Annotated in this window: 19 protein-coding genes; 8 read left to right on the top strand and 11 right to left on the bottom strand. The window is 75.2% G+C overall.

Going from position 1 to position 21,511, the window contains the following annotated elements:
• The coding region (locus SNE206_RS18735) for a putative Ig domain-containing protein (protein WP_407914548.1) at window positions 1-1,356 on the bottom strand (1,356 nt) is incomplete at its 3' end.
• Between the two features lie 247 nt (window positions 1,357-1,603).
• Between SNE206_RS18735 and SNE206_RS18730 the strand changes: the two genes are divergently transcribed.
• Together SNE206_RS18730 and SNE206_RS18725 are read left to right on the top strand one after the other, a co-directional pair.
• The gene (locus SNE206_RS18730) at window positions 1,604-1,888 is read left to right on the top strand and encodes a hypothetical protein (RefSeq protein WP_407914547.1); all 285 of its coding nucleotides are present in this window, start codon (window positions 1,604-1,606) and stop codon (window positions 1,886-1,888) included.
• Window positions 1,885-2,145: a hypothetical protein gene (locus SNE206_RS18725; RefSeq protein WP_407914546.1), complete on the top strand. Its 261-nt coding sequence runs from the start codon at window positions 1,885-1,887 to the stop codon at window positions 2,143-2,145. The genes SNE206_RS18730 and SNE206_RS18725 overlap by 4 nt, the downstream gene beginning before the upstream one ends.
• 96 nt (window positions 2,146-2,241) lie before the next feature.
• Here SNE206_RS18725 and SNE206_RS18720 read toward each other — a convergent pair whose 3' ends face one another.
• The gene (locus SNE206_RS18720; protein WP_407914545.1) at window positions 2,242-2,946 is read right to left on the bottom strand and encodes a DUF4386 domain-containing protein; all 705 of its coding nucleotides are present in this window, start codon (window positions 2,944-2,946) and stop codon (window positions 2,242-2,244) included.
• A 276-nt stretch (window positions 2,947-3,222) separates the two neighbouring features.
• On the opposite strand from SNE206_RS18720, the gene SNE206_RS18715 reads away from it, so the two are divergent.
• Both SNE206_RS18715 and SNE206_RS18710 read left to right on the top strand, forming a co-directional pair.
• Complete coding sequence (locus SNE206_RS18715; RefSeq protein WP_407914544.1) at window positions 3,223-4,500, top strand: sensor histidine kinase; 1,278 nt, start codon at window positions 3,223-3,225, stop codon at window positions 4,498-4,500.
• Window positions 4,497-5,162, top strand: coding sequence for a response regulator (locus tag SNE206_RS18710; RefSeq protein WP_407914543.1), 666 nt, complete (start codon window positions 4,497-4,499; stop codon window positions 5,160-5,162). The genes SNE206_RS18715 and SNE206_RS18710 overlap by 4 nt, the downstream gene beginning before the upstream one ends.
• A 7-nt stretch (window positions 5,163-5,169) precedes the next feature.
• On the opposite strand, the gene SNE206_RS18705 is transcribed toward SNE206_RS18710, so the two are convergent.
• Window positions 5,170-5,562, bottom strand: coding sequence for a hypothetical protein (locus SNE206_RS18705; RefSeq protein ID WP_407914542.1), 393 nt, complete (start codon window positions 5,560-5,562; stop codon window positions 5,170-5,172).
• 94 nt (window positions 5,563-5,656) lie between these two features.
• Window positions 5,657-6,994 (bottom strand): ABC transporter substrate-binding protein, encoded by a 1,338-nt coding sequence (locus SNE206_RS18700; RefSeq protein WP_407914541.1) that lies wholly within the window; start codon window positions 6,992-6,994, stop codon window positions 5,657-5,659.
• Between the two features lie 349 nt (window positions 6,995-7,343).
• Here SNE206_RS18700 and SNE206_RS18695 point away from each other — a divergent pair, with 349 nt between their 5' ends.
• From SNE206_RS18695 to SNE206_RS18680, 4 genes are all read left to right on the top strand, one after another.
• On the top strand, window positions 7,344-8,003 hold the full coding sequence (locus SNE206_RS18695; protein WP_407914540.1) for a lysophospholipid acyltransferase family protein: 660 nt from the start codon (window positions 7,344-7,346) through the stop codon (window positions 8,001-8,003).
• Between the two features lie 52 nt (window positions 8,004-8,055).
• Complete coding sequence (locus SNE206_RS18690; RefSeq protein ID WP_407914539.1) at window positions 8,056-8,361, top strand: DUF6400 family protein; 306 nt, start codon at window positions 8,056-8,058, stop codon at window positions 8,359-8,361.
• Window positions 8,348-8,605 carry a hypothetical protein gene (locus tag SNE206_RS18685; protein WP_407914538.1) on the top strand — a complete coding sequence of 86 codons (258 nt, stop codon included), beginning with the start codon at window positions 8,348-8,350 and terminating at the stop codon, window positions 8,603-8,605. Before SNE206_RS18690 ends, SNE206_RS18685 begins: the two co-directional genes overlap by 14 nt.
• A gap of 121 nt (window positions 8,606-8,726) precedes the next feature.
• Complete coding sequence (locus SNE206_RS18680) at window positions 8,727-9,122, top strand: S24/S26 family peptidase (RefSeq protein WP_407914537.1); 396 nt, start codon at window positions 8,727-8,729, stop codon at window positions 9,120-9,122.
• A 141-nt stretch (window positions 9,123-9,263) separates the two neighbouring features.
• Here SNE206_RS18680 and SNE206_RS18675 read toward each other — a convergent pair whose 3' ends face one another.
• The 7 genes from SNE206_RS18675 to SNE206_RS18645 all read right to left on the bottom strand — a co-directional run bounded on the left by SNE206_RS18675 (window position 9,264) and on the right by SNE206_RS18645 (window position 21,510).
• Window positions 9,264-11,933: a lectin-like domain-containing protein gene (locus tag SNE206_RS18675; RefSeq protein WP_407914536.1), complete on the bottom strand. Its 2,670-nt coding sequence runs from the start codon at window positions 11,931-11,933 to the stop codon at window positions 9,264-9,266.
• A gap of 182 nt (window positions 11,934-12,115) precedes the next feature.
• A complete protein-coding gene (locus SNE206_RS18670; protein WP_407914535.1) occupies window positions 12,116-13,150 on the bottom strand; it encodes a serine hydrolase domain-containing protein in 1,035 nt (344 codons plus the stop codon).
• Between the two features lie 159 nt (window positions 13,151-13,309).
• The gene (locus tag SNE206_RS18665; RefSeq protein WP_407914534.1) at window positions 13,310-15,415 is read right to left on the bottom strand and encodes a radical SAM protein; all 2,106 of its coding nucleotides are present in this window, start codon (window positions 15,413-15,415) and stop codon (window positions 13,310-13,312) included.
• Window positions 15,416-15,757: 342 nt separating this feature from the next.
• Window positions 15,758-17,254, bottom strand: coding sequence for a GMC family oxidoreductase (locus tag SNE206_RS18660; RefSeq protein WP_407914533.1), 1,497 nt, complete (start codon window positions 17,252-17,254; stop codon window positions 15,758-15,760).
• Complete coding sequence (locus tag SNE206_RS18655) at window positions 17,251-18,168, bottom strand: adenosine kinase (RefSeq protein ID WP_407914532.1); 918 nt, start codon at window positions 18,166-18,168, stop codon at window positions 17,251-17,253. The genes SNE206_RS18660 and SNE206_RS18655 overlap by 4 nt, the downstream gene beginning before the upstream one ends.
• A 270-nt stretch (window positions 18,169-18,438) precedes the next feature.
• Window positions 18,439-20,601 (bottom strand): 4-alpha-glucanotransferase, encoded by a 2,163-nt coding sequence (gene malQ, locus SNE206_RS18650; protein WP_407914531.1) that lies wholly within the window; start codon window positions 20,599-20,601, stop codon window positions 18,439-18,441.
• Between the two features lie 78 nt (window positions 20,602-20,679).
• Entirely contained in the window at window positions 20,680-21,510 is an 831-nt protein-coding gene (locus SNE206_RS18645) for an HAD family hydrolase (protein ID WP_407914530.1), read from the bottom strand.
• Window position 21,511: the final 1 nt, after the last annotated feature.

Genomic DNA, 21,511 nt, shown 5'->3' with positions numbered 1-21,511 from the left:
GGTGAGCTTGTCGTAGACCGTGGAGCCGGTCTCGGCGGTGTCGATGTGCAGCCAGTAGCTGAGGGTGGCCCTGCAGCCGGCCGGGATGGTGACCGCCTGGGTGGCGCTGTCGGTGTGCGCGGAGCCGTAGCCGTTCAGCCAGGCCTTCCAGGAGCCGCCGTGCGAGGCCTCGGAGGCGCTGTTGTCGACGACGCCGCTGGTGGTGGTCCACGGCGCGGCGGTGCCGGTCTCGAAGCCGGCGTTGCCGAGCAGCTGGGCCGGGGTGCAGGTGCCGCCGCCCGCGCTGACCGTCCAGGTGAAGCTCGTCGTGCCGGTCCTGGCGGCGGCGTCCTTCGCGGTGACGGTCACGTTGTAGGTGCCGGCGGCGGTCGCGGTGCCGGTGATCTTGCCGGCGGTGCTGATCGACAGGCCGGTCGGCAGGCCGGTCGCGGAGAAGGTCAGCGGCGCGGTGCCGCCGGTCGCCGCGATCTGCAGGTTCGCGGTGCCGTTCAGCGCCGTCGACTGGTTGCCCGGGTTGGTCACCGTCACGCTGCTGCCGGCGGGCTTGGTGAGCAGGCAGCCGCCGACGGAGAGGTCGATGGCGCGGCCGGTGCCGAGGCAGGTGGTGAACCAGTAGGTCTCCTCACCGTAGCTCTGCCCCTTGGTGACGGTGGTGGTGCCGTCGGCCGCCACCTCGCACGGGTTGTTGAGCGTGCACATCGCACCGTCGTCGTTGCCGGTGTTGTTGATGCCGACGATCTTCTTGCTGGTGGCGTCGACGATCGGCGAACCGGACGTGCCGTGCGTGGTGTTGCAGCCGGAGCTGTAGCGGATCGAGTCGCGCCAGGTCCACTGGTCCTCGCGGAGGGTGTCGACGAACCCGTTGATCGAGCAGTTCCACACCTGCTTCCAGTACGAGGAGGGTATGAACATCGACGAGCCGTTGACCGGGTGCGTGTCACTGATCGTCAGCGCCGTGGCGCCGAACTTGCTGCTGACGGACGCGAAGGTGTCGGTCAGCTGGTAGAGCGCGACGTCCGTGCCGGTCATGGTCGCGTACAGCACCTTGTCGGCCTGCACGGTGCCGAGGGACGAGCCGGAGCTGCTGAGGAGCGTGCCGGAGCGGCTGGCGGTGGTGTTCTGGATCACCTGGCCCGCGCTCGGCATGGTCGGCAGGCAGTGGCCGTTGGTGAGCATCATCGCCCGGTCGGTGTCGACCGAGGAGGGGTAACGCACGAGCGACGCCGAACAGTTGCTCAGCGCGATGGTCGACGTCAGATCGCCGGCCTGGATGGCGGCAGCCGGCGTGGCCGCGGGGAGCAGTGTGCCCGCGACGACCGCGACCGCGCCGATTCCGGCGGCAAGTCCCTTGAACATGGGTCTCCTTGTGGGGGATCGCCGGACGCACGACCGGTTGCGCACGCCCGGGCCGCATGAAAATGCCATGACCTCATCAACCAGGTCAACTGTTCGGACAGATGTGGTGGTCAGGGCTCCGGCTCGCCCGGACGGCTCACCCCCGACCGGCCCCGGGCGCCGGGGAGCTGACTGCACACCGGTGAACCCGATACGGTCGACACCGTGCGGACGGAGCACGGCCCGCCCGTACAGGAGGAGGAGACCGATGAGCGCACAGCCCGTCCACCGCAACTCCGGCCCGCGCGTGCCCCGGAGCATCGACGGCATCGGCAGCGCCCTGCCCGCGGCCGAACGGATGGCGTTCTACCGCGAACTCGGCCCGGTGGAGGACCAGGCGGGCCGGGAGGCCGTCCTGACCTCCTGGTGGCTCAAGGCGATGTCGTCGGCGTACGGCGCCGACCGGGCCGGCTTCCGCGCCGCCGTGGGACCGGTGCTGGCGGGCGGCCGGGCGAGCGGCGTCGCGGGCGGCACCGAGGGTGTCGCCCGGTGAGCGACTGGCAGGTCTTCCTGCAGGACCAGCCCGCACGCGCGCTCGACCGGATCGCCGAGACCGACCGCGAGCTGTTCATCCTGGTGACGATCGCGCTCACGCAGATCGGTGCGGCCTCCGGCGACCCGGTCGACGAGTGGGGCGACCTCCGGTCCGTGGTGCTCGCCCCGACCGTCACCGCGGAGATCTTCGTGAACGCCGACGCCGTGCCGCCCGCCATCGACGTCGTCCGGCTGGTCTGGCTCGTCCTCGACTGACCGTCACCACCGCCGCGGGCGCCCCGTCCACCGGTCCCCGAGCATCCGCCTGGCACCCCGGCCCGGGCACCCCGCCTCGGGGAGGGCGGGACGGGATCACGCCTCCCGGGCGAGGAGCCGGGCCACGGCCGCCCGGTCGAAGCCCCGGACGACGAGCCGGCCGGCGAGGGCCATCTCGTAGGCGAACACCGGGAGCGCGGCCAGGCTGCCCCAGAGGGATATCTGCTCGTACACGCCGAAGAGCACCAGCACCGCCGACGCGAAGATCAGCGGGCCGCCGACCATGCCCATCACCGCGATGAACCGCGGGACCAGGCGCGAGCGGTGGAGGAACCATCCCATCATCAGCGTGCTCGGGCCGAGGGCGAGGTTGGGGCCGGCGAGGAACGTCCAGTCGTGCACGGCCACCAGCGCCCGGCCCGCCCCCAGGTACGCCGCCGGCTGCGGGTCGGCGGCGGCCGAGAAGTCACGGCCGAGCGTCAGCACCGACAGCACGGAGACGACGCCGACGACGATCACGGCCGCCTCCAGCAGCCTGAAGCAGGCGTAGCCGAGGGCCACGCTCTCGCTGAGCCTCCGGACGACCGGGAACATCACCACCCCGGTGCCGATCACCGAGAAGGCGAGCACCATCTCCAGCAGTGCGCCGGAGGCGAGTTCGGCGCCGTGCGGGCGCCCGCCGACCACGTACAGCGGGTCGTCGAGGACGGGCCCGTACAGCAGCAGGCCCGCGATCGACGCGGCCGCTGCAAGGATGTACAGCACCCCTGTGGCCGTCGCCGTCCCCCTGAAGGTGTTCATGTCCGTCTCTCCGTTCCGTGTCGTGCGGCGCTCCGTGCCGGGGCCGCTGCGCGCCGGGGCCGGCGGCTCCCGGTGCCGGGACGCGTGCAGGCGGCGGCATGCCGGACCCGCCCGCCACCGCCGCTCCGGGGCGGCCGTGTCCGGCGGGTCCACGGTGCACCGTCGGCGTGCCCTGCACCTCCCCTGCCGGGCGGACGGCGCCTCCACCCAGGGGTGGAGGCGGCCCGGCCCCGGGGTGGAGGCGGCACCGGCGACGGCCGCCCTACGCTGGGCCCCGTGACCGCACCGTCCCTGCCGCAGCACCAGTACCCGCCGCCGTCCCGTGCCCGGTCGACGGCCGCGCGGCTCCTCCTCGCCACGGCCGTGGGCGCCGCCGTGTGGTTCGTCTACGCCGCCGCGCTGCTCGGCGGGCGGCCACCGGGCCCGGACGGCGACCGGATCGGCGCCGCCCTCCTGGTGGACCTGCTGCTGGGCGCGGCCGCGGCCGCCCTCCTGACCCTCCGCCACCGGCACCCGCTCGCCGTCGCCTGCCTGGCGCTCGCCGCGTGCACGGCCTCGGTCTCGGCGCTCGGCCCCGCGGTGATCGCCGTCGCGTCGACGGCGGCCCGGCCGCGCCGCGGGGCGCTCCTCGCCGCGGGCGCGGTGGCGGCCGCCGCGGGCGCCCTCTCCGAGGGCGTGTACCGGCCGCGGTTCGTGCCCGGTGCGCTCGCACCGGGCGGCGGCGGCACGCTCGCGGTGGTGAGCAGCGCCGCCGTGACGCTGCTGATCGTCACGGCGGCCGCCGCGACCGGCGCGCTGCTCGGGGCCCGGCGCGACCTGCTCGCTTCGCTGGAGGAGCGGGCCCGCACCGCCGAACGGGCCCGGGAGCTGGCCGCGCAGGCCGCCCGTGACACCGAACGCACCCGGATCGCGCGCGAGATGCACGACCAACTGGCCCACCGGATCTCCCTGGTGGCGCTGCACGCCGGCGCGCTGGTCTACCGCGAGGACCTCGGCCCCGCCGAGATCACGACGGCCGCGCAGACCATCCGGACGAACGCGAGCCTCGCCCTCGCCGAACTGCGGGACGTGCTGGGGGTGCTGCGCGACGGCGACGGATCCGAAGGCGGCGACAGCACGGCCGGGGACCGGCCGGACCGGTCGCAGCCCACCCTGGCCGAGCTGTCGGCGCTGCTGGCGGACGCCCGGGAGGCGGGCGCGGTCGTCCGGCTCGACACCTCCGGGCTGCCCGACGGCACGCTGCCGGGGCGCGGGCTGCTGCCCGACGTGCTGTCCGGCGCCTCGTTCCGGGTGGTGCAGGAGGCGCTCACGAATGCCCGGAAGCATGCGCCGGACGAACCGGTGGACGTCCGTCTGGACGGCTCCCCCGGCGGCCGGCTGGCGATCGAGGTCCGCAACCGGCGGGGCTTCGCGGGGAGTTCGGACCTGCCGTCGGCCGGGGTCGGCCTGACGGGACTCGACGAGCGGGCGCGGCTGGCGGGCGGCACGCTGGAGCACGGTGCGACGGAGAGCGGCGAGTTCGTCGTGCGCGCGTGTCTGCCGTGGCCGGCGTGAGCGCGGTCCGCGTCGTCCTGGCGGACGACGACCCGCTCGTCCGGGCCGGCCTGCGGATGATCCTGGACGGCGCCGCGGAGGTCGAGGTCGTCGGCGAGGCGTCCGACGGGCAGGAGGCGGTGGACCTCGCGGTCCGCACGGCGCCCGACGTCGTCCTGATGGACATCAGGATGCCGCGGATGGACGGCCTGGCCGCCACCCGGCGCCTGCGGGAGCGGTGTCCGGCCGTACGGACCGTCATCCTCACCACCTTCGACACGGACGAGAGCGTCCTGACGGCGCTGCGGTACGGCGCGGTCGGCTACCTGCTGAAGGACACGCCGCCCGCCGAACTCGTGCTCGCCGTGCAGCGCTCCGCGCGCGGCGAGCCGAGCCTGTCGTCCCGGGTCACCACGCGGCTGATCAGTGCCGTCACGGCGACCGCCGACGACTCCCGCCGTCGCGCGGCCCGCACGCTGCTCTCCCGGCTGACCGGGCGGGAGCGGGAGGTGGCGGCCGCGATCGCCGAGGGGCTGACGAACGCGGAGATCGCGGAGGCGCTGGCCATGGGCCTGGCCACCGTCAAGACGCACGTCGGCAGCGTGTTCGCCAAGTTGGAGGTCTCCAACCGGGTGCAGGTCGCCCGGCACGTGCACGAGGCCGGGCTGCCACCGGTCGGCTGACGCCGGGTCAGCCCGGTTGCGGCGAGGAGTTCTCCGGCGGTCCGGCCGGGTGCGGCGGCCGGCCGGCCACCACCGAGAACACCGCCGCGGCCACCGGCCCGGCCAGCAGCAGCGCCACCGGGACGTCCGCCCCGTACGCGACCAGCACCGGCGCGAAGCGTTCCACCGCCGCCTGGACCGCCACCCCCGCCGCGGCGTAGGCGAGCAGCCCGGCCGCCGCACCGCGCCGCCGGTGGGGCGGCTCCGCGCGGTACCGGCCGGTCACCGGCCCGACCGCCGGCACGGCCAGGGCCACCACGAAGGGGGCGATCACCTGATCGAAGGCGAGCCGGACCACCAGGGCGAGCACCCCCACCGCGGCCAGCCGGACCGTTCCCCACAGGAGGGTCGCCGCCGCCAACGCCCAGGTCCCCGACCGCCCCACGGCTCCGCCCTCCGATCCTGCCACGGCACGACTGCCGCGGTCGGGCACGAGCATGGCACCCGGCGCCGCCTCAGCGGGACGCGGCCCCGCTCGGGCGGCGCGACGCCTGCCCGGCGGCCGTGAAGCCGTCCCGCTGCAAAGCCGCGAGGGTGTACCGCTGGACGGCGGTCAGTGCGGCGGAGAAGTCGCTCCTGTCCTGCGCGGCCTTGCCGAAGGCGTCCTTGAAGGCGGAGTACGCGACGTCCACGTCCGGGCCCCAGGCGGCGGGGGCGGTGGTCTTCGCGATCTCCGCGGCCGTGGTGTAGAAGTCGGGCTGGTTGGCGAAGAAGTCCGGTGCCGTGGCGAGGGCGCCGCCGGTCTGGGCTGCGGTGGCCGCCGGGTAGATGCCGGCCTCCTTCACCAGGGCGGCGACGGCCGCCGGGTCGGTGTTCAGCCAGGTGGCGAACTCCACGGCGGCCGGGACGTGTCCGGCCTTGGCGGCGCCCGCGGTGACCCCGGTCGTCGAGCCGCCCCAACTGCCGGTGACGGACTCGCCGGCGTTCCACTGCGGCAGCGGGGCCATCGCCCACTTGCCCTTGGTGGAGGGGGCGTAGCTGGTGAACACCCCGGGGGCCCAGACCGCGGAGACCCAGGCGATCTGGGTGCCCTCGTCGAGGGCCTTGCTCCACTCGTCGGTGTACATGGGCCGGTTGTCGACGGCGCCCTCCCTGACGAGGCCGCCCCAGAAGTCGGCGACCTTCCGGGTCGGGGTGTCGTCGAGAGCGACCTTCCAGGTACGGCCGGAGCCCGTCCACCAAGTGGCTCCGGCCTGTTGGGCGAGGCTGGCGAAGAGGCCGGGGTCGCCGGCGGAGAAGGTCGTCAGCTTCCTGGACGGCGCCTTCCTGCGGAGTTCCCTGGCAGTGTCGGCGAACTCCGCCCAGGTGGTGGGCACATCGAGGCCGTACTGCCGGAAGAGGTCCTGCCGGTAGAAGAGGGCGAGCGGGGCCGTGTCCTGCGGCACCGCGTACACGGCGTCGGAGCCGAGCGTCACCTGCTGCCAGACGCCCGGGGCGAACGTGCCGCCGAGGCCGGCGGTCCGGTCGGCGATGTCCACCAGGACGTCGTTGGCGACCAGGGTGGGCAGCGCCTGGTACTCGGCCTGCACGAGGTCGGGGGCGACGCCGACGTTGACGGCGTTGACGACCTTCGGCACCAGGCTGTCGCCCGACGCCTGCTTCTCGACCGTGACGTGGATGTCCGGGTGGGAGGCGTTCCAGATCTCGGCGACCTTGTCCATGTGGGGCGCCCAGGCCCAGTAGGTCAGTTCGACCGGCCCGTCGGCCGCGGGATCCCCCGCGCCGCCGGAGCAGGCGGTGAGGAGCAGGGTGCCGCAGAGTGCGGCGGCGAGGAGCAGGCGACGGCGGTGCATGGGGACTCCCGGAACGACGGCTGGGTGGGGTGGCGACGGCTCGCGCACGGCGGCGGGGTGGGGGGCCGCAGCGGCAGGGGCGTACGCGGGACTGCCCGCGAGCCGTCGACCGTGATGTGCACGTTCACAATAGGGAAACCTGAATGTCATGTGTCAATGCCTCAGAAGGCATGGTTATCAGCGCGATACCGACACCGAGAGGCTGTGCACGTTCACAGCCGGAGCGGGACGCCCACGAAGCACGGCCGCACACCGGGCACGGATCCGAGTACGGCTACTCAGGCGGCCCGGGACGGCCCTCCGGGAGGATGGCCCGGACCCGCCCGCCACCCGGCCCGAAGGACACCCCGTGCTCAGCCGCCTCGCCACCACCCTGGTGCCGCTCCTCGGCCGCCTCACCGTCACCAGCGACCTGGCCGGCGCCGTCCCCGCGGGCAGCATCGTGGCGGCCAACCACTCCTCGCTCGCCGACCCCGGCGTGGTGCTGGCCGCCCTGCACCGGCTCGGCACCGACCCGGTGGTGATGGCGACCGCCGGTCTCTGGCGGATCCCCGTCCTCGGACGGGCGCTGCGCGACGGCGGCCACATCCCCGTGCACCGCCGCACCGCCCGGGCCGCCGACGCGCTCGACACGGCCGCCGCGGCCCTCGCCGAAAGCCGTGTGGTGCTGATCTACGGCGAAGGCGGCCTGCCCCGGCGGAAGGACCCGGCCGACACCGCGCCCGGCACCTTCCGCACCGGGCTCGCACGGCTCGCGGCGGCGACCGGCGCACCGGTGGTGCCGCTGGGCCAGTGCGGCGCCAGGCGGCTCAGCTCGGGCAGCACCGCCAAACAGTTCGCCGGCCTCGCCACGGCGCCGCTGCGGCGCCCGGCGCTGCACGTCCACGTCGGTGCGCCGGTCCGGCTGACCGGCGACACCGCCGCCGCGACGGCCGCGGCGCACCGGGCCGTGACCGAGGCGTGGCGCACCGCTGCCGCCCGGGCCGACGCGGCGCCCGCCCGGCTGTGACTCCGCCCACTCCCCCTTGACCGGGAAGGAAGGCCTACCTAAGTTCGGCCCCATGTCCATGCACCGCCCCAGTGACCCCGGCGACCCGGCCGGAGCGCCCACGCCCGGCCGCCCGCAGCCGGACGAGGCCCGCCTCGTCGACTTCACCGTCGACCTCACCGCCCAGGAAGTGCTCCGCCGGGCCCAGGTGATGGCCGCGCTCGGCCCCGACTGGGATCCGATCGCCGTGCTGCGCGGCGAGGAGGAGGCGTACGACCTGCTCTACTCGGGACTCGACGCCGAGCAGGAGCGCCTCTACGCCGACCTCGTCGCCGCCGGCGTGCTGCCCGACCGGGGGAGCGGCCGTGCTGCCCCTTGACCCGCAGGCCGACATCGGCCGACGCGCCTGGGTGGCCTGCCCCCGCTGCAGCGAAACCGCCGGCTGCACCCCGTGCGCGGAACGGCGCAGCTGCGCCGAGCACTGGCGCTACCTGCTCTCCAACACCGGCAGCCTGCTGCACCTGCAGTGCCCGGGATGCACCCACGTCTGGTCGCACGAGACCGGCTTCGGCGCGACCCGCTCCCTCTGGAACCGCATCACCGGCAGGCTGTCCCCGCACTGACGGGCACCACCGCTGCGGCACCACCGCGGCACCGGCCCGCTCCGACCGCCCGCGGGGCGGCGGGGCGGCGGAAAATCCCGTGCTCCGCAGTGCCCGCGCGGGGCACCATCGACGGATGGGCATGCTGGACGCAGTAGCAGGCAGGGTCGCCGGTGGGGCCACCGTGGAGTTCCGGCCGAGCGGGTCCTCGATGGTTCCCCTGATCCGCAGCCGGCAGCGGGTGGTCGTCGCGCCGGTCGACCCGTCGACGCTGCAGGTCGGTGACATCGTCCTCGCGCGGGTCAGCGGGACGGTGTACCTGCACCTGGTGTCGGCGGTGGACCGGGCTCGCCGCCGGGTGCAGATCAGCAACAACCGCGGGCGCGTCAACGGCTGGACGGGGCACGACCGGGTCTTCGGCATCTGTCTGGCGGTCGAGGGGGTCGCGAGGGCCGGGGCGGAGGGCAGGATCCTCGGGGCGGCGGCCGCTCCTCCCGCCGCGGCCGCGCGGAAGCCCCGTGCGGACACCGGGCCGTGACCGTGCGCCGCGGGCTCCGGCCCGTACCGGCCCGTACCGACCCATGGCGGCCGTGACGCGCCCCGGGATGCGCCCGGGATGCGCCCCGGGATGCGCGGAGGCGGGCCACCTCGCGGCGGCCCGCCTCGGCAGGGTGGTTCGTCACGCGTGTCCGGCATGCACCTCCGGGCTCGCCGGCCCCGGACGGCCCGACCCCGTACTGTCCGCCCCCGGGCTGTCCGCCCCGGGCCGCGGGCTCGGGCTCGGGTGCGGCGCGTGGCTCCAGCCGGGCCAGCCCGGGTCACCCGGATCGCCGGGGTGCCCAGGGTGCCCGGGGTGCCCGGGCCAGCCGGGGACGCCCGGGTGCGGGTCGGGCGGGCAGGTCGGGTCGGGGCCCGGGTGACCGTCCGCCACGACGACATCGACGGAGGCCCGGTCGTTCGCCGGGTCGGTGTCGGTCTGGTCCACCGAGCCGAGCGCCGCCGTGTTGGTGGCTGTTCCGGCAGCGGCGGCCCTGGCGGTGAGGGTGAGGGTGGCCCGGCCGTCGACGGCGAGGGGGCCGATCGTCCAGACGCCGGTGACCGGGTCGTAGTTGCCGGCGGTGACGTCCGAGCGCACGTAGGCCAGGGAGGCGGGCAGCAGGTCGGTGACCGTGACGCCGGTGGCACCGGCGGGGCCGGAGTTGGCGGCGTTCACGGTGAAGACGACCTCCTGGCCGAGCTCGGCTACAGCGTCGTCGACCGCCTTGGTCACCGCGATGTCGACCGTCTGCACCGGCTGCACCGGCTGCACGGTGACGGAGGCCGTGTTGTTGTCCGTCACCGGGTCGGTCTGGGCGGCGGAGACGACCTGCACGGTGTCCGTCACCGGGTCGGTCGAGGTGACCCGGACGACGACCACCAGCCGGACGGAGGCGCCGACGGCCAGCGCCGGTACGCTCCAGCGCCCGGTCGCCGAGTCGTACGCGGTGCCGGTGGACGGCGTCGCGGAGACCAGGGTCACGCCGGACGGCACGGGGCTGGAGAGGATGACCGAGGTCGCGTCGTCCGGCCCGTTGTTCGTCGCCGTGACGGTGAAGGTGACGTCGCTCGGCACCGGGGGCGCGGTGGGGTCGGCCGTGACGGTGACGGCGATGTCCGCGACCTCGCCCACCGTGGCGCTGGCCGGCGGGGAGGTGACGGTCTGCCCGATCGGCGTCAGGCCGGTGGCGGTCGCGGTGTTGGTGAAGGTGCCGGTGTCCGCGAGGTCCGCGGCGGTGAGCACGTAGCTGCCGGTGCAGGTGGTGCTCTCGCCCGGGGCGAGCACGGAGACCGGGCAGGAGATCGCCCCGGCCGCGGGGTCGGCCGCGATCACCGGGTCGCGGACGACCAGGGTGGAGACGGTCGACCCGCCGGTGTTGGTGACCGTGAACGCGTACGCGACGGTCTGCCCGGCGGTGTGCGGGGCCGGGGTGGTGACGGACTTGGTCAGGGCGAGCGACGAGACCAGCGGCACCGTCACGGAGGACTGTCCGGAGGGCACGGCGGTGCCGCCCGGATCGACGGCCTGGGCGGTGGCGGTGTTGACCACCTGCCCGGCGGCGACGTCGGCGTCGGTCACGGTGTACGTGCCGGTGCACACGACGGTGCTGCCCTGCGCGGGGGCGGGCGGGAGTTCGGTGGCCGGGCAGCTGACCGGGGCGAGCCGGTTGTCGGTCACCCGGAGGCCGGTGAGGGTGTCGAACCCGCCGTTGGTCACCACGTACTGGTACGGGACGACCGTGCCGGCGGTGATCTCGGCGGGCAGCGGCGTGCCGGACCGGTCGACCTGCTTGACGAGGTCGAGGCGGGCGAGCGGCAGGATGCTGGCGGCGTTGACGTTGCGGATGAGGTGCACGTCGGTGCTGCCGCCGGTCGAGGCGCTGAAGCCGAACTTGTAGGTGGACGGGGTGCCCGTCGGGGCGGGCTGGTCGAGCACCTGCTGCCAGCCGTTGCCGTCCTGGAAGTCGATCTGCACGATCACCCGCGGCGCGGGGGCGGGCGTGATCTGGACGTTGACGGACCGCTTGGCCACGGCCGGGTCGGTCGTGCCGAACGGCGCGCTGAGCGTGCCGGGCAGGGTGGAGGTCGGCCTCAGCGGGTCGGCGGAGGGCACGGTGGTCGAGGCGAGGTAGCAGTAGCCGGAGGTGCCGTTGCCGGGCCCGCGCAGGGTGACGACGTTCGGCGCGACCGGGCCGTCCACCTGTACCGGTGACTGCTGGCCCTCCGGGCAGTCGGCGCCGCGGTTCTCGCCGTCGTTGAAGAAGTTGCCGTACGCGTCGAGGCCGACGCCGAGGTAGCCGCCGACGACGCCGGGGGAAAGGTTGCGCTGGGCGTAGCCGAGGCTGCCGCCGTCGGCGCCCTGCCCGTCGAGCGGGGTGGCGCCGTCGACGAGGTAGAAGCCGATGCCGTCGCCGGGCGCCGCGGTGCCGGCGTACTGGTACTGCTCGAAGGTGACGGAGAGTCCGGCGGCGGCGGGCACCGGGCGGCGGTAGAGCAGGGCGCCGCCGACGAAGCCGCTCGCGTCGTTCAGCTGGAGGTAACCGGGCGTCACACCGGGGGTGGGCGGCGGCCCGGCGCCGTTCGCCGGGCACGGCGGAATCTGCGCGGCGTCGGGAGCGGGCGTGCTGCCGGGCGCCGCGCCGGTGAGGCAGGTACGCCCGAGGGGCTCCCAGGAGGGGTCGGGCACGGTGTCGTTCTGGAAGGTCTCGTCCACGATCACCGTGCCGCCGGTGGGCAGCGCCGCGAGGGCGGCCCGGCCCGGCAGCGGGACGCCGGAGAGGGCGGCGGCGGACAGGACGCCGGTCAGCAGCACGCCCGTCAGTCCTCGTAACCTGCGCCTCTGGGGCGTTGCTGATGCCATGTCGGTACTCCGGTCGCTCGGGTCTGCCCGGCGGCCGTGACGGACGCGGGGGAGGTCGAGCCTACGAACGGACGGTCGAACAGGAGCCCGACTGCGCCGCCCGTGGGCGTGTCCACGACCGGCCCGTCGGGGCGTCAGGCGGCGTACGCGTCCTGCAGGGTGCGCAGGAGGCCGAATCCCTCGCGGTCGACCGAACGGCGGGTGTTGCCGAGGACGACCGCGCCGACCCGCTTCTCCGGGTCGAAGCCCGCGAACGACGCGAAGCCGCCCGTACCGCCGTTGTGCCACACCTGGAGGTGGCCGCCCTGTCCGGCGTGCAGCCGGTGCGAGAACCAGCCGAGGTGCGCCCTGGCGAAGGGGTTCTGCGGGTGCTCGACCGCACGGGCGAGGCGCACGGCGTCGGCGGTCCAGCCGGCCGGCGGGTCGAGGTGGGCCTGGAGGAAGGCCGTCAGGTCCACGGCGGTGGAGCGCAGACCGCCGGCGCCCGCGAGGCCGGCGAGGTCCCACGGCACGGTGGGCCGGAGGCGCGGCGTGTGGCCCTGCGCGGTGCGGCCGGGCCGGACGAGGCCGACCCCGGTGTCGTCGAGCCCGAGCGGACGGGTGAGGCGGTCCGCGACCAGGTCGGCGTAGCCGGTGCCGGCCCGCCGGGCCAGGGCCAGCCCGAGCAGCCCGGCACCGAGGTTGGAGTAGCGGAAGCGCGTGCCGGGCGTCGCACCGAGGCGCGTCGCGGCGAGCCCGCGCAGCAGCACGGCCGGGGTGCAGTGCGCGTACGGGTCGGGCTTGCCCGGGCGCAGCAGGGCGGGGATCCGCATGCCCCTGGGCAGCCTGGGGAGTCCGGAGGTGTGGGTGGCCAGGTGCTGGAGGGTGATCTGCTCGCCGCCGCGGGACGGGACGCGGGTGCCGGGCAGCAGGTCGGCGAGCGGTTCGTCGAGTGCCGCGTGCCCGTCGCCGACGGCACGGGCCAGCACGAGCGCGGTGAACACCTTGGTCACGGAGCCGATGTCGAAGACCGTCCGACTGTCGGGCGGTCCCTGGTCGGCGCCGGTGCGGCCTGCGCCGTGGATCTCGCTGCGGCCGCCGGCGAGGACGGCGACCACGGCGCCCATGCCCTGCTCGGCCACCTGGCCGGCCGTGCTCCGTGCTGTCCCCGCCAGGTCGATCGTCCCCATGGCGGCCAGCCTATCCGGGGTGGCGGTGGTGCCGGCAGGGCGGTCGCGGGGGCGGGGGCGGGTCGCGGCGGCAGCGTGCGGCGGGGGCCGGTGGGCGCCCCGCCGCCCCGCCGCCGTGTGCGCAGTGCGCGCAGTGCGCCGTGTGCACCGTGTGCGCCGTCAGCCGACGGGCAGGGCCTCCCGCTGCCACTGCTGCGCGCGGAGCCGGAGTTCGGCGCCGCGGCGGCGCACGAGGTGCGGGTCGCGCAGTTCGTGGGCGAGCAGGCCGTCGGCGAGTTCGGTCCGGCGTTCCTCGGTGCGGGGCACGCGCAGTGCCACGGCGAGGTGTTCCGCGGTGGCCTGGTCGAGGCCGTTCTCGTGGGCGAGCAGCGCGGCGAGTTCGGGGTCGGGCGCGGGGACGCGTCCGGGGACGGGCAGGTGCGGCACGGGCTGCCCGGCGACGTGGCGGATCGGCGCGGCGGCCTCGGGCGGGAGGAGGTCCGCGTAGCGGGGCAGGTCTGCGTCGGAGGCGGTGAGCAGCAGGTGCTTGGCGGTCAGCGCGGCCTCCGGGAAGGGCCGGTGGGAGGCGAGCGGCGCGAGGACCTCCGGCGGCAGTCCGAGGACGCAGCCCGCGTGCAGCAGGATCTCGCGGATGCGGTCGGACTGCGGGGCGTCGGGCAGGAGGGCGGCGGTGCGCTCGACGAAGCGGGTGAGCACCGCGGCCGGGCCGGCGGGGTCGAGGGTCTCGCCACCGCGGAGGTGGCGGGCCAGGTACCCCTGCCACCAGGCGAGTTGGGTCTCGTAGAGTGCGGCGACGGTGTCGGCCCAGGCGTCGTCGGTGACGAGTCCGGCCTCGGCGAGTTCGCGCAGCAGCGGCATGAGGTCGCGGTAGACGAGGCGGATCCACAGGTGCGGGGAGCGCTGGATGCCCCAGCAGTACTCGTGCAGGTGGTCGGCGAGGATCTCGGCGAGACCGGTCTCGGCGGCACCGAGTTCGGTGCGGATGCCGCCGGGGGTGACCTCGAATCGGTAGAAGAGGTCGGGTGAGACGGGGGGCCGGGGCGCGGGCAGCTCGTGGTCGATGAAGCGTTCGAGGTCGGCGTACCTGCGGTGCAGGGCCTCGTGGTCGAGGGCGAGGCGGGGGTGGAGGGGGTTGGCGAACCGGTCCTTGATCTTGACGATCTCCTCCGACAGCGCCTGGTAGAGGAAGGTCTTGTCGAAGCGGTAGCTGAAGGACAGCCCGATGTAGGGGAAGACGGTGCAGCCGCGGCATTCGGAGCGGTGACCGACCTCCTCGTCGCGGACCCGGAGGAACTCCTCGTCCCGGACGAGTTCGGCGAGGTCACGGTCCCACTCCACGGAGTTGTCGAAGGCGTGGTAGCAGGGCAGGACAAGGCGGCCGTCGGGGCCGATGGTGAGGATGCGCTTGTTGGCGTAGCAGTCGGTCGGCGCGAGCGGGTCGAGGCTCTCGACGTACTTGCGGAAGTGCAGGTTGAGCACGGCGAAGGGCTGGTGCAGCAGGCCGAGGAGTTCGGCGGCGATGGCGCCGGCGCCCGGGGTGCCGGATGCGGATGCGGGGGCGCCGGGTGCGGGGGCGCCGCTGCCGCAGGGTGACGGGCGGTCGTCGACGGGTCTGCCGTTCTGCTCGACGAGCTTGAGCTTGCGGGCCGTCCGGTTGGTGTCGCGGACGGTGTCCTGTTCGTCGAAGTACTCGAACATGGTGGAGAAGTACATGGTGACGCGGTTCTCCTGGGCGAAGCGCAGGAGTTCGGGCACCTCGTCGACGTTCTCGCGGGTGACGACGCAGATGAGCTTGAGATTGCCGGAGCCGGTGGCGGCGATGCGCCGGATGACGTCGAGGGCCCGGTCGAGGGTGGGCACGCCGCGGATCCGGCGGTAGCGGTCGGGCTGCAGGGTGTCGAGCGAGACGTTCATGGTGTCGACGTACGGCACGATCTCGTCGATGTGCTTGGCGAAGCGGATGCCGTTGCTGGTGATCTCGGTGGCCATGCCCAGCGCCTTGGCGTGCTGCACGATGCCGTTGATGTGCGGGTGGAGGACGGGTTCGCCGCCGGTGAAGTCGACGTAGCGGACGCCGAGGGCGTGCAGCTGGTCGAGGATCTCGCGGCCGCGCTCCAGGGTGAGTTCCTGGTAGCCCTTGAACTTGTCGTCCTGCCAGACGTTGCAGTAGCCGCAGAGCGAGTTGCAGCGGAAGGTGATGTAGAAGCGGGCCGACTGCAGGGAGCCCGGTGCGGCGGCGGTCTCGGGTGCTGTGCGAGGTGTCACGGCTGTCTTTCCGTCCGTACGGCGTCGTCGAGCGGCCCCGGGGTCCGGCGCCTCGTCGTGGTGGTCGTGCGGGAGGACCGCTGCGCCGTTGCTGGTGGGGCCGAAGGGACCGGTGTGGCCGGTGTGGCCCGGCTGATACTTCCAGTCGGCACCACCGGCCGACAAGATCTTGCAGGCCTTTCCTGCAAGATCTTGCACACGCCCGGTCCGTCCAACCGTGCCTTCCCCTAAGGGAATTGACGATCGATCAGGAACATGCCGACGACCGGTCGGACCGGAAGGGGCCGGACCGACCGGTCGGGGTCGGGAGCGGGGGACGGACGACGGGCGGAGGGCGACGGGTCAGGCCCCGACGACGTCCGCCAGCATCTCGGCGACGGCGAGCACCGGGAGTTGGGGGTTCGCGGCCGGGACGGTCGGCAGGAGCGAGGCGTCGACGACCCGCAGGTTCGACACGCCCCGCACCCGCCCCCCGCCGTCGGCCACCGCCGTCGGGTCGTCCTCCGCGCCCATGGCGCAGGTGCCCACGGGATGCCAGTACGTGCCCAGCCGCCCGCGGAGGTCCCGGCCCGCGAGCTCGGCCGCGGACTGCCCCGGCACGGCAGCAGCCAGACCCTTCAACGCCGGTGATTCCAGGAGCCGTTCGACGAGGCCCAGGCCCGTGCGCAGCACGGCGGCGTCGCGCCCCTCCGGGTCCGTGAGGAAGGCCGGGTCGATCTCCGGCGCCTCCGCGGGATCGGCGGACCGCAGCCGTACCCGGCCGCGCGAGGCCGGCTTCATCACCAGCACCGAGAAGCCGGCCTCGTACTGCCCGGGCGGGAGCTTGCCGAAGAGCGGCGGGCCCGCGGTCGGCACGATGTGCAGGTCCCAGGAGCCGTCGGTGCAGTACTCGCTGGCCGCCCTGACGAGCGTGCGGTTGACGTAGAGGTCGCCGGTCGCCTCCTTGGCGGCGAGGGAGGCGTTCAGCTCGTCGGTCGGGGCCATCGGCACGAACGCGCCGGGCTGGTCGACGAGGTTCTCGCCGACGCCGGGCAGGTCGACCGTCGGGCGCACCCCGACGGCCTCCAGGTGCGCGGCCGGGCCGATACCGCTGCGCAGGAGCACGGCGGGCGAGCCGAACGTGCCGCAGGCCAGCAGGTATTCGTCGGCGACGAGGGTCTCGCGCCGCCCGTCGGTCTCGACGACGACGCCGCGCACCCGGCCGTCCGCGATGTCCAGCCGGTCGACGGTGGTGCCGGCGAGGACGGTCAGGTTCGGCCGGGCCCGCACCTCCTCGTCCAGGTAGGCGAAGGCGGCGTTCCAGCGCAGCCCGTCGAGGGCGTTGAGCAGCGGGGTGCCGTGGCCCGGGCCGCCGGGCGCGCCCATGTCGACCTCGCGGTAGCCGAGTTCGGCCGCGGCCGTGACCACGCCGCGGCTCCACGCCGAGATCTCGTGGTCGGGCACGGCGTGCAGGCGCATCCGCTCGATCGCGCGGAGGCGGTACGGCTCCAGCCCCTCCTCCGACCACCGCGGGCCGCCGAGCCGGGCCCAGGCGTCGAGGTCGGGGCCGGGCGGCCAGGTGTTCCAGGCGCCGTTGATGCAGGACGAGCCGCCGAGGATCCGGGCCCGGATGCGGTGGACGGGCGTGTTGCGCTCCCACACGTCGCTGCGCGGCAGTGCGCGGGCGTTGCGCACCTGGTCGGGCCAGTCGTGCCGGTGCGGGCCGTAGTCCGGGCCCGCCTCGACCAGGCGGACGGTCCGGCCGGGGTCCTCGGAGAGGCGGGCGGCCAGCACGCAGCCGGCCACTCCCCCGCCGAGGACGAGGACGTCGGGTCCGGCGCGGTCCGGGGTGCCGGTCACGCGGCCCCTCCGGACTCCAGCTCCGCGGCGCGGGCGAGGAGTTCGTCGCGGCCGATGCAGTCGGTGCGGGTGCCCGGCACGGTGCAGGCGTAGGCGCCGGCGATCGCGCCGTAGAGGGCGGAGCGCTGCGGGGTCTCGCCGGAGAGCCAGCCGAGGAGGAAGCCGGACGCGTAGGAGTCCCCGGCGCCGTTGGAGTCGACCACCGGTGCGGGCGGGGTGACGGCGGGGACGTGCGTGAGCTCGCCGTCGACGAGCAGGTAGGAGCCGTCCGCGCCCGCCGTGCCGACGACGATCCTCGCCCGGCCGCGCTCGGCGATCTGCCGCAGGGTCTGCTCCGGCTTCGGGAGGGCGGTGGTGGAGACGAACACCAGGTCGGCCTCGTAGGCGAACGCCTCGTGGTAGTCGTTGACGCCGTCCCAGTTGTGCAGGTCGGTGGAGATGGTCACGCCGGCCTCGCGCAGCACCGGCAGGGCGAACGCGCACGGGTAGGTGATGGAGACGTGGGCGTGGCGGCTCCGTGCGGCCAGCTCCCGGACGGTCGCCTCGGGGAGCCGGTCCGCCTCGTGCGCGCGGCTGTCGTCGTAGAGCGAGAGCCTGCGTCCGTCGGGGCCGACGAGGTTGACCGCGCGCTTGGTGCCGTTCGGCGCGGGGACCTCGGTGAGGGCGATGCCGCGGTCGCGGTGGAGGGCGCGGACGAGGTCGCCCTCGTGGTCGTCGCCGAGCATGTCGATGTGGTGGGTGCGCAGGCCGAGCGCGCTCACGCCGAGCGCCACGAAGTCGCCGGTCTGCCCGGCCCGCCGCTCGATGGCGGGCAGCATGTAGCTGTCGGCGTACGGGAGCGGCAGCTGCGGGACGTGGACGATCGTGTCGACGCCGGCACCTCCCAGGACGAGGATGTCGGTCTCGGTGCTCATCGGTGCTCCTCAGGGGCGCGGATCGGGTGGGTGCAGGCCGGGCCGGGTGGCGGCCGGGGGCGGGGCGGTGGGAGCGGCCCGTTCGGGCCTCAACTGCCGCCGACGACAGGTGAGTCAAGCAGCCGGGCGGAGTGAAGGCAAGAACTTGCAGGTAGTTCCGGCAAATTCTTGCAGGATGGTGCGGCACCGTGCCGCACCCCGGCCGGTCCCGGTCGGAAGCGGTCACGCCGGCCGCCGGGAGGCGGTGGCGGTGGCGGTGCCGCGAGCGGCTCAGGGTGTCTGCGCGGCAGCGCGGGGGGCGGGCTCCGCCGCCAGGTCCCGGTACAGCGCCGCCACCGCCCGCGGCCCGGGCCGCTCGGTCAGCTCCTCCAGGCTCAGCGGCCGGCCCTCCGGGTCCGCCACCGGCAGCCGCCAGTTCGGGTACGCGTCGGTCGTACCGGGCAGGTTCTGCGGACGGCGGTCCCCCACGGTGTCGGGCAGCCACACCCCGAGGAGTGTCGCCGGTGTCATCGCCAGGAACCGGTGCAGGCCCATCGCCTCGCGCGTCGGCACCGCACCGGACACCGCACCGGGCTCCGTACGACCCTCCGCACGGCCCTCCGCACGACTTTCCGGCGCGAGCGCGCCGCTGCGTGCGAGCTCCTGCAGCCAGCCTGTCCGCTCGGCGGCCGCCGCCTCCTCCGCCCGGTCGAGCGGCTCCGCGAGCAGCCCCAGGCGCTCGTGCAGCCGCACATGGGCGCCGTCCAGCCAGGCCGCGGTGCTCGGCAGGTCGTGGGTGGTCAGGGTGGCCAGGCAGTCACCCCGCCACTGCTCCGCCGGCAGCGGGCCCGAGCGCTCCTCCGAACCGCCGAGGTACTCGAAGCGCAGCACCGACGTGCCCAGGATCCCGCGGTCCGCCAGCTCCTCGCGGACACCCCGCTCGACCGTGCCGAGGTCCTCCCCGATCACCAGGCTGCCCGCCCGGTGCGCCTCCAGGGCGAGCACACCGAGCATCGCCCCGTGGTCGTAGCGGACGTACGCGCCCTCGGCCGCACTCGCCCCCTCCGGCACCCACCAGAGCCGGAAGAGACCCATGACGTGGTCCAGCCGCAGCGCCCCGGACCGCCGCAGCGTGCCCCGCAGCACCTCCGCGAACGGGGCGTACCCGGCCTCGGCGAGGGTGTCCGGACGCCACGGCGGCAGGCCCCAGTCCTGGCCGTGCGGGTTGAAGTCGTCCGCCGGGCAGCCGACCGTCATGCCCTCCGCCAGGTAGCGGCGCAGGCTCCAGGCATCCGCCCCTTCCGGGTCGACGCCGACCGCGAGGTCGTGCATCAGGCCGATCGCCATGCCGGCGCCGGTGGCGGCCTGCTGGGCGTCCGCGAGCTGCTCGTCGACCAGCCACGCCAGGCGGCGGTGGAAGTCGACCCGGTCCGCCAGCCCCGCCGCGGCTGCGGCCACCTCCGGCCCGTCGGGGCTGCGCAGCCCGGCCGGCCACGAGCGCCACCGGGTGCCGTGCACCTCCGCGAGCGCGCACCAGGTCGCGAAGTCGGTGAGGCCGCGTCCCTCCGCGGCGGCGTACCGCTCGTACGCCGCGCGCCGTTCCGGGCCGAGCGGCACCCGGTGGACGAGCTCCAGCGCGCGCAGTTTCAGGTCGCGGACGGCCTCCCGGTCGATCAGCCCCTCCCCGGCGAGGACGGCCTCCCGCAGGCGGGCCGCGCGCGCGGCGAGCTCCCCCGCCACCGCACGGTCGGCGGCCGGCAGCGCCGCGTACTCGGGGACGGCCTCGATCCGCAGGTTCATCGGGTCCGGGAAGCGCCGGCTGCTCGGCCGGTACGGGGACGGGTCCGGCAGCGGCCCCGGCACGTACGCGTGCAGCGGGTTGAGCTGCAGGAAGTCGGCGCCCAGGCCGCCCGCCCAGCGGCCGATCCCGGCGAGGTCGCCGAGGTCGCCCATGCCCCAGGAGTGGCGCGAGAGCACCGAGTACAGCTGCACCAGCAGGCCCCAGCCGCGCCGCTCCGGACCGCCGAGGCGGGTCGGCGCGACCAGCAGCGGCACGGTCTCCCGGCGGCCGGCCCGTGCGGCGTGCAGGGTGTGGCGGCCGACGGGCAGCCCGGCCAGGCCGGCACCGGCCGGGCCGAGGGCGCGGGTGGCACCGTCCTCGGTCACCGCCCACAGCTCGGTGCCCGCCGGGACGGCCGCGAGGGTGTGCGGGCGGCCCCGGCGCAGCACCACGCAGGGCGGCAGCAGCCGGTCGGCGGCGGTCCGGTCGTGCGCGGCCAGGGCGGCGCGGACGCCGGCCGGGGTCGCGGCGTCGACGCCGAGCGCGGCCAGCACGGCGCGCAGGGTGTCCGGGGAGGTGTCGACCCGGTGGCCGAGGTCGGTGGTCCAGTGCGCGGCGACGCCGTGGCGGCGGGCCAGTTCGGCCAGGTCGGCGAGGTCGGGGGTGGGCGGCATCGGTCGACTCCCGGTTCGGGGGTGAGAGGGCTCCGGCGAGGGGGCTCCGGCGAGGAGGCTCCCGTCAGGGGGCTCCGGTCAGGGTGCGGGCGGCGGGAAGAGGCGTTCGAGCACCGCCGCGACGCCGTCCTCCTCGTTGCTCGGGGCGACCTCGTCCGCCTGCCGCCGCAGGTCGGCGTGGGCGTTGCCCATCGCGACGCCGTGGCCGGCCCAGGCGAGCATCGGGATGTCGTTGGGCATGTCGCCGAAGGCGACCGTCGCGGCGGCGGTGAAGCCCAGCACGCGGGCGGCGGCGGCGAGTCCGCTCGCCTTGCTGACGCCCGCGGGGAGGAGCTCGACCAGGCCCTCGCCGGAGTGGGTGACCGTCACCTCCCCCGCGCAGACCTCCGAGGCCACCGCGGCGAGCCGGTCGTCGTCGAGGTCCGGGTGCCGGATGAGCACCTTGTCCACCGGCTGCGCGAGGAGTTCGGCCGGATCGGCCAGGCGCCAGCCGCACCTGACCTTCTCGTCGAAGCCCGGCGTGACCACGAACTCGCCCGCCGGCCCGGACGTCACCGCGGCCAGCCGCAGCGGCCCCGTCCGCTCGGCGATCCGGGCGAGCAGCCCGCGGACGACCGCCCGGTCGAGGGTCGCGGAGGAGAGCAGGCGGTCGGCACCGACGTCGTACAGCTGCGCCCCCTGCCCGCACACCGCCAGGCCCTTGTAGTCCAGCCTCTCCAGCAGCAGGCTGCGGCACCCGGCCGCCGGGCGGCCCGTGACCACCAGGTGCAGCGCGCCGGACGCCTCGGCGCGGGCGAGTGCGGCGCGGGTCCGGTCGGAGACGCTCAGGTCGCCGCGGAGCAGCGTGCCGTCGAGGTCGGTGGCGACGACCGTGTAGCGGGGGCGGTCGGCACGGGTGGGTGCGGTCATG

It is taken from the genome of Kitasatospora sp. NE20-6 (genome assembly GCF_045862635.1).
This window is presented reverse-complemented; position numbering and strand designations above follow the sequence as displayed.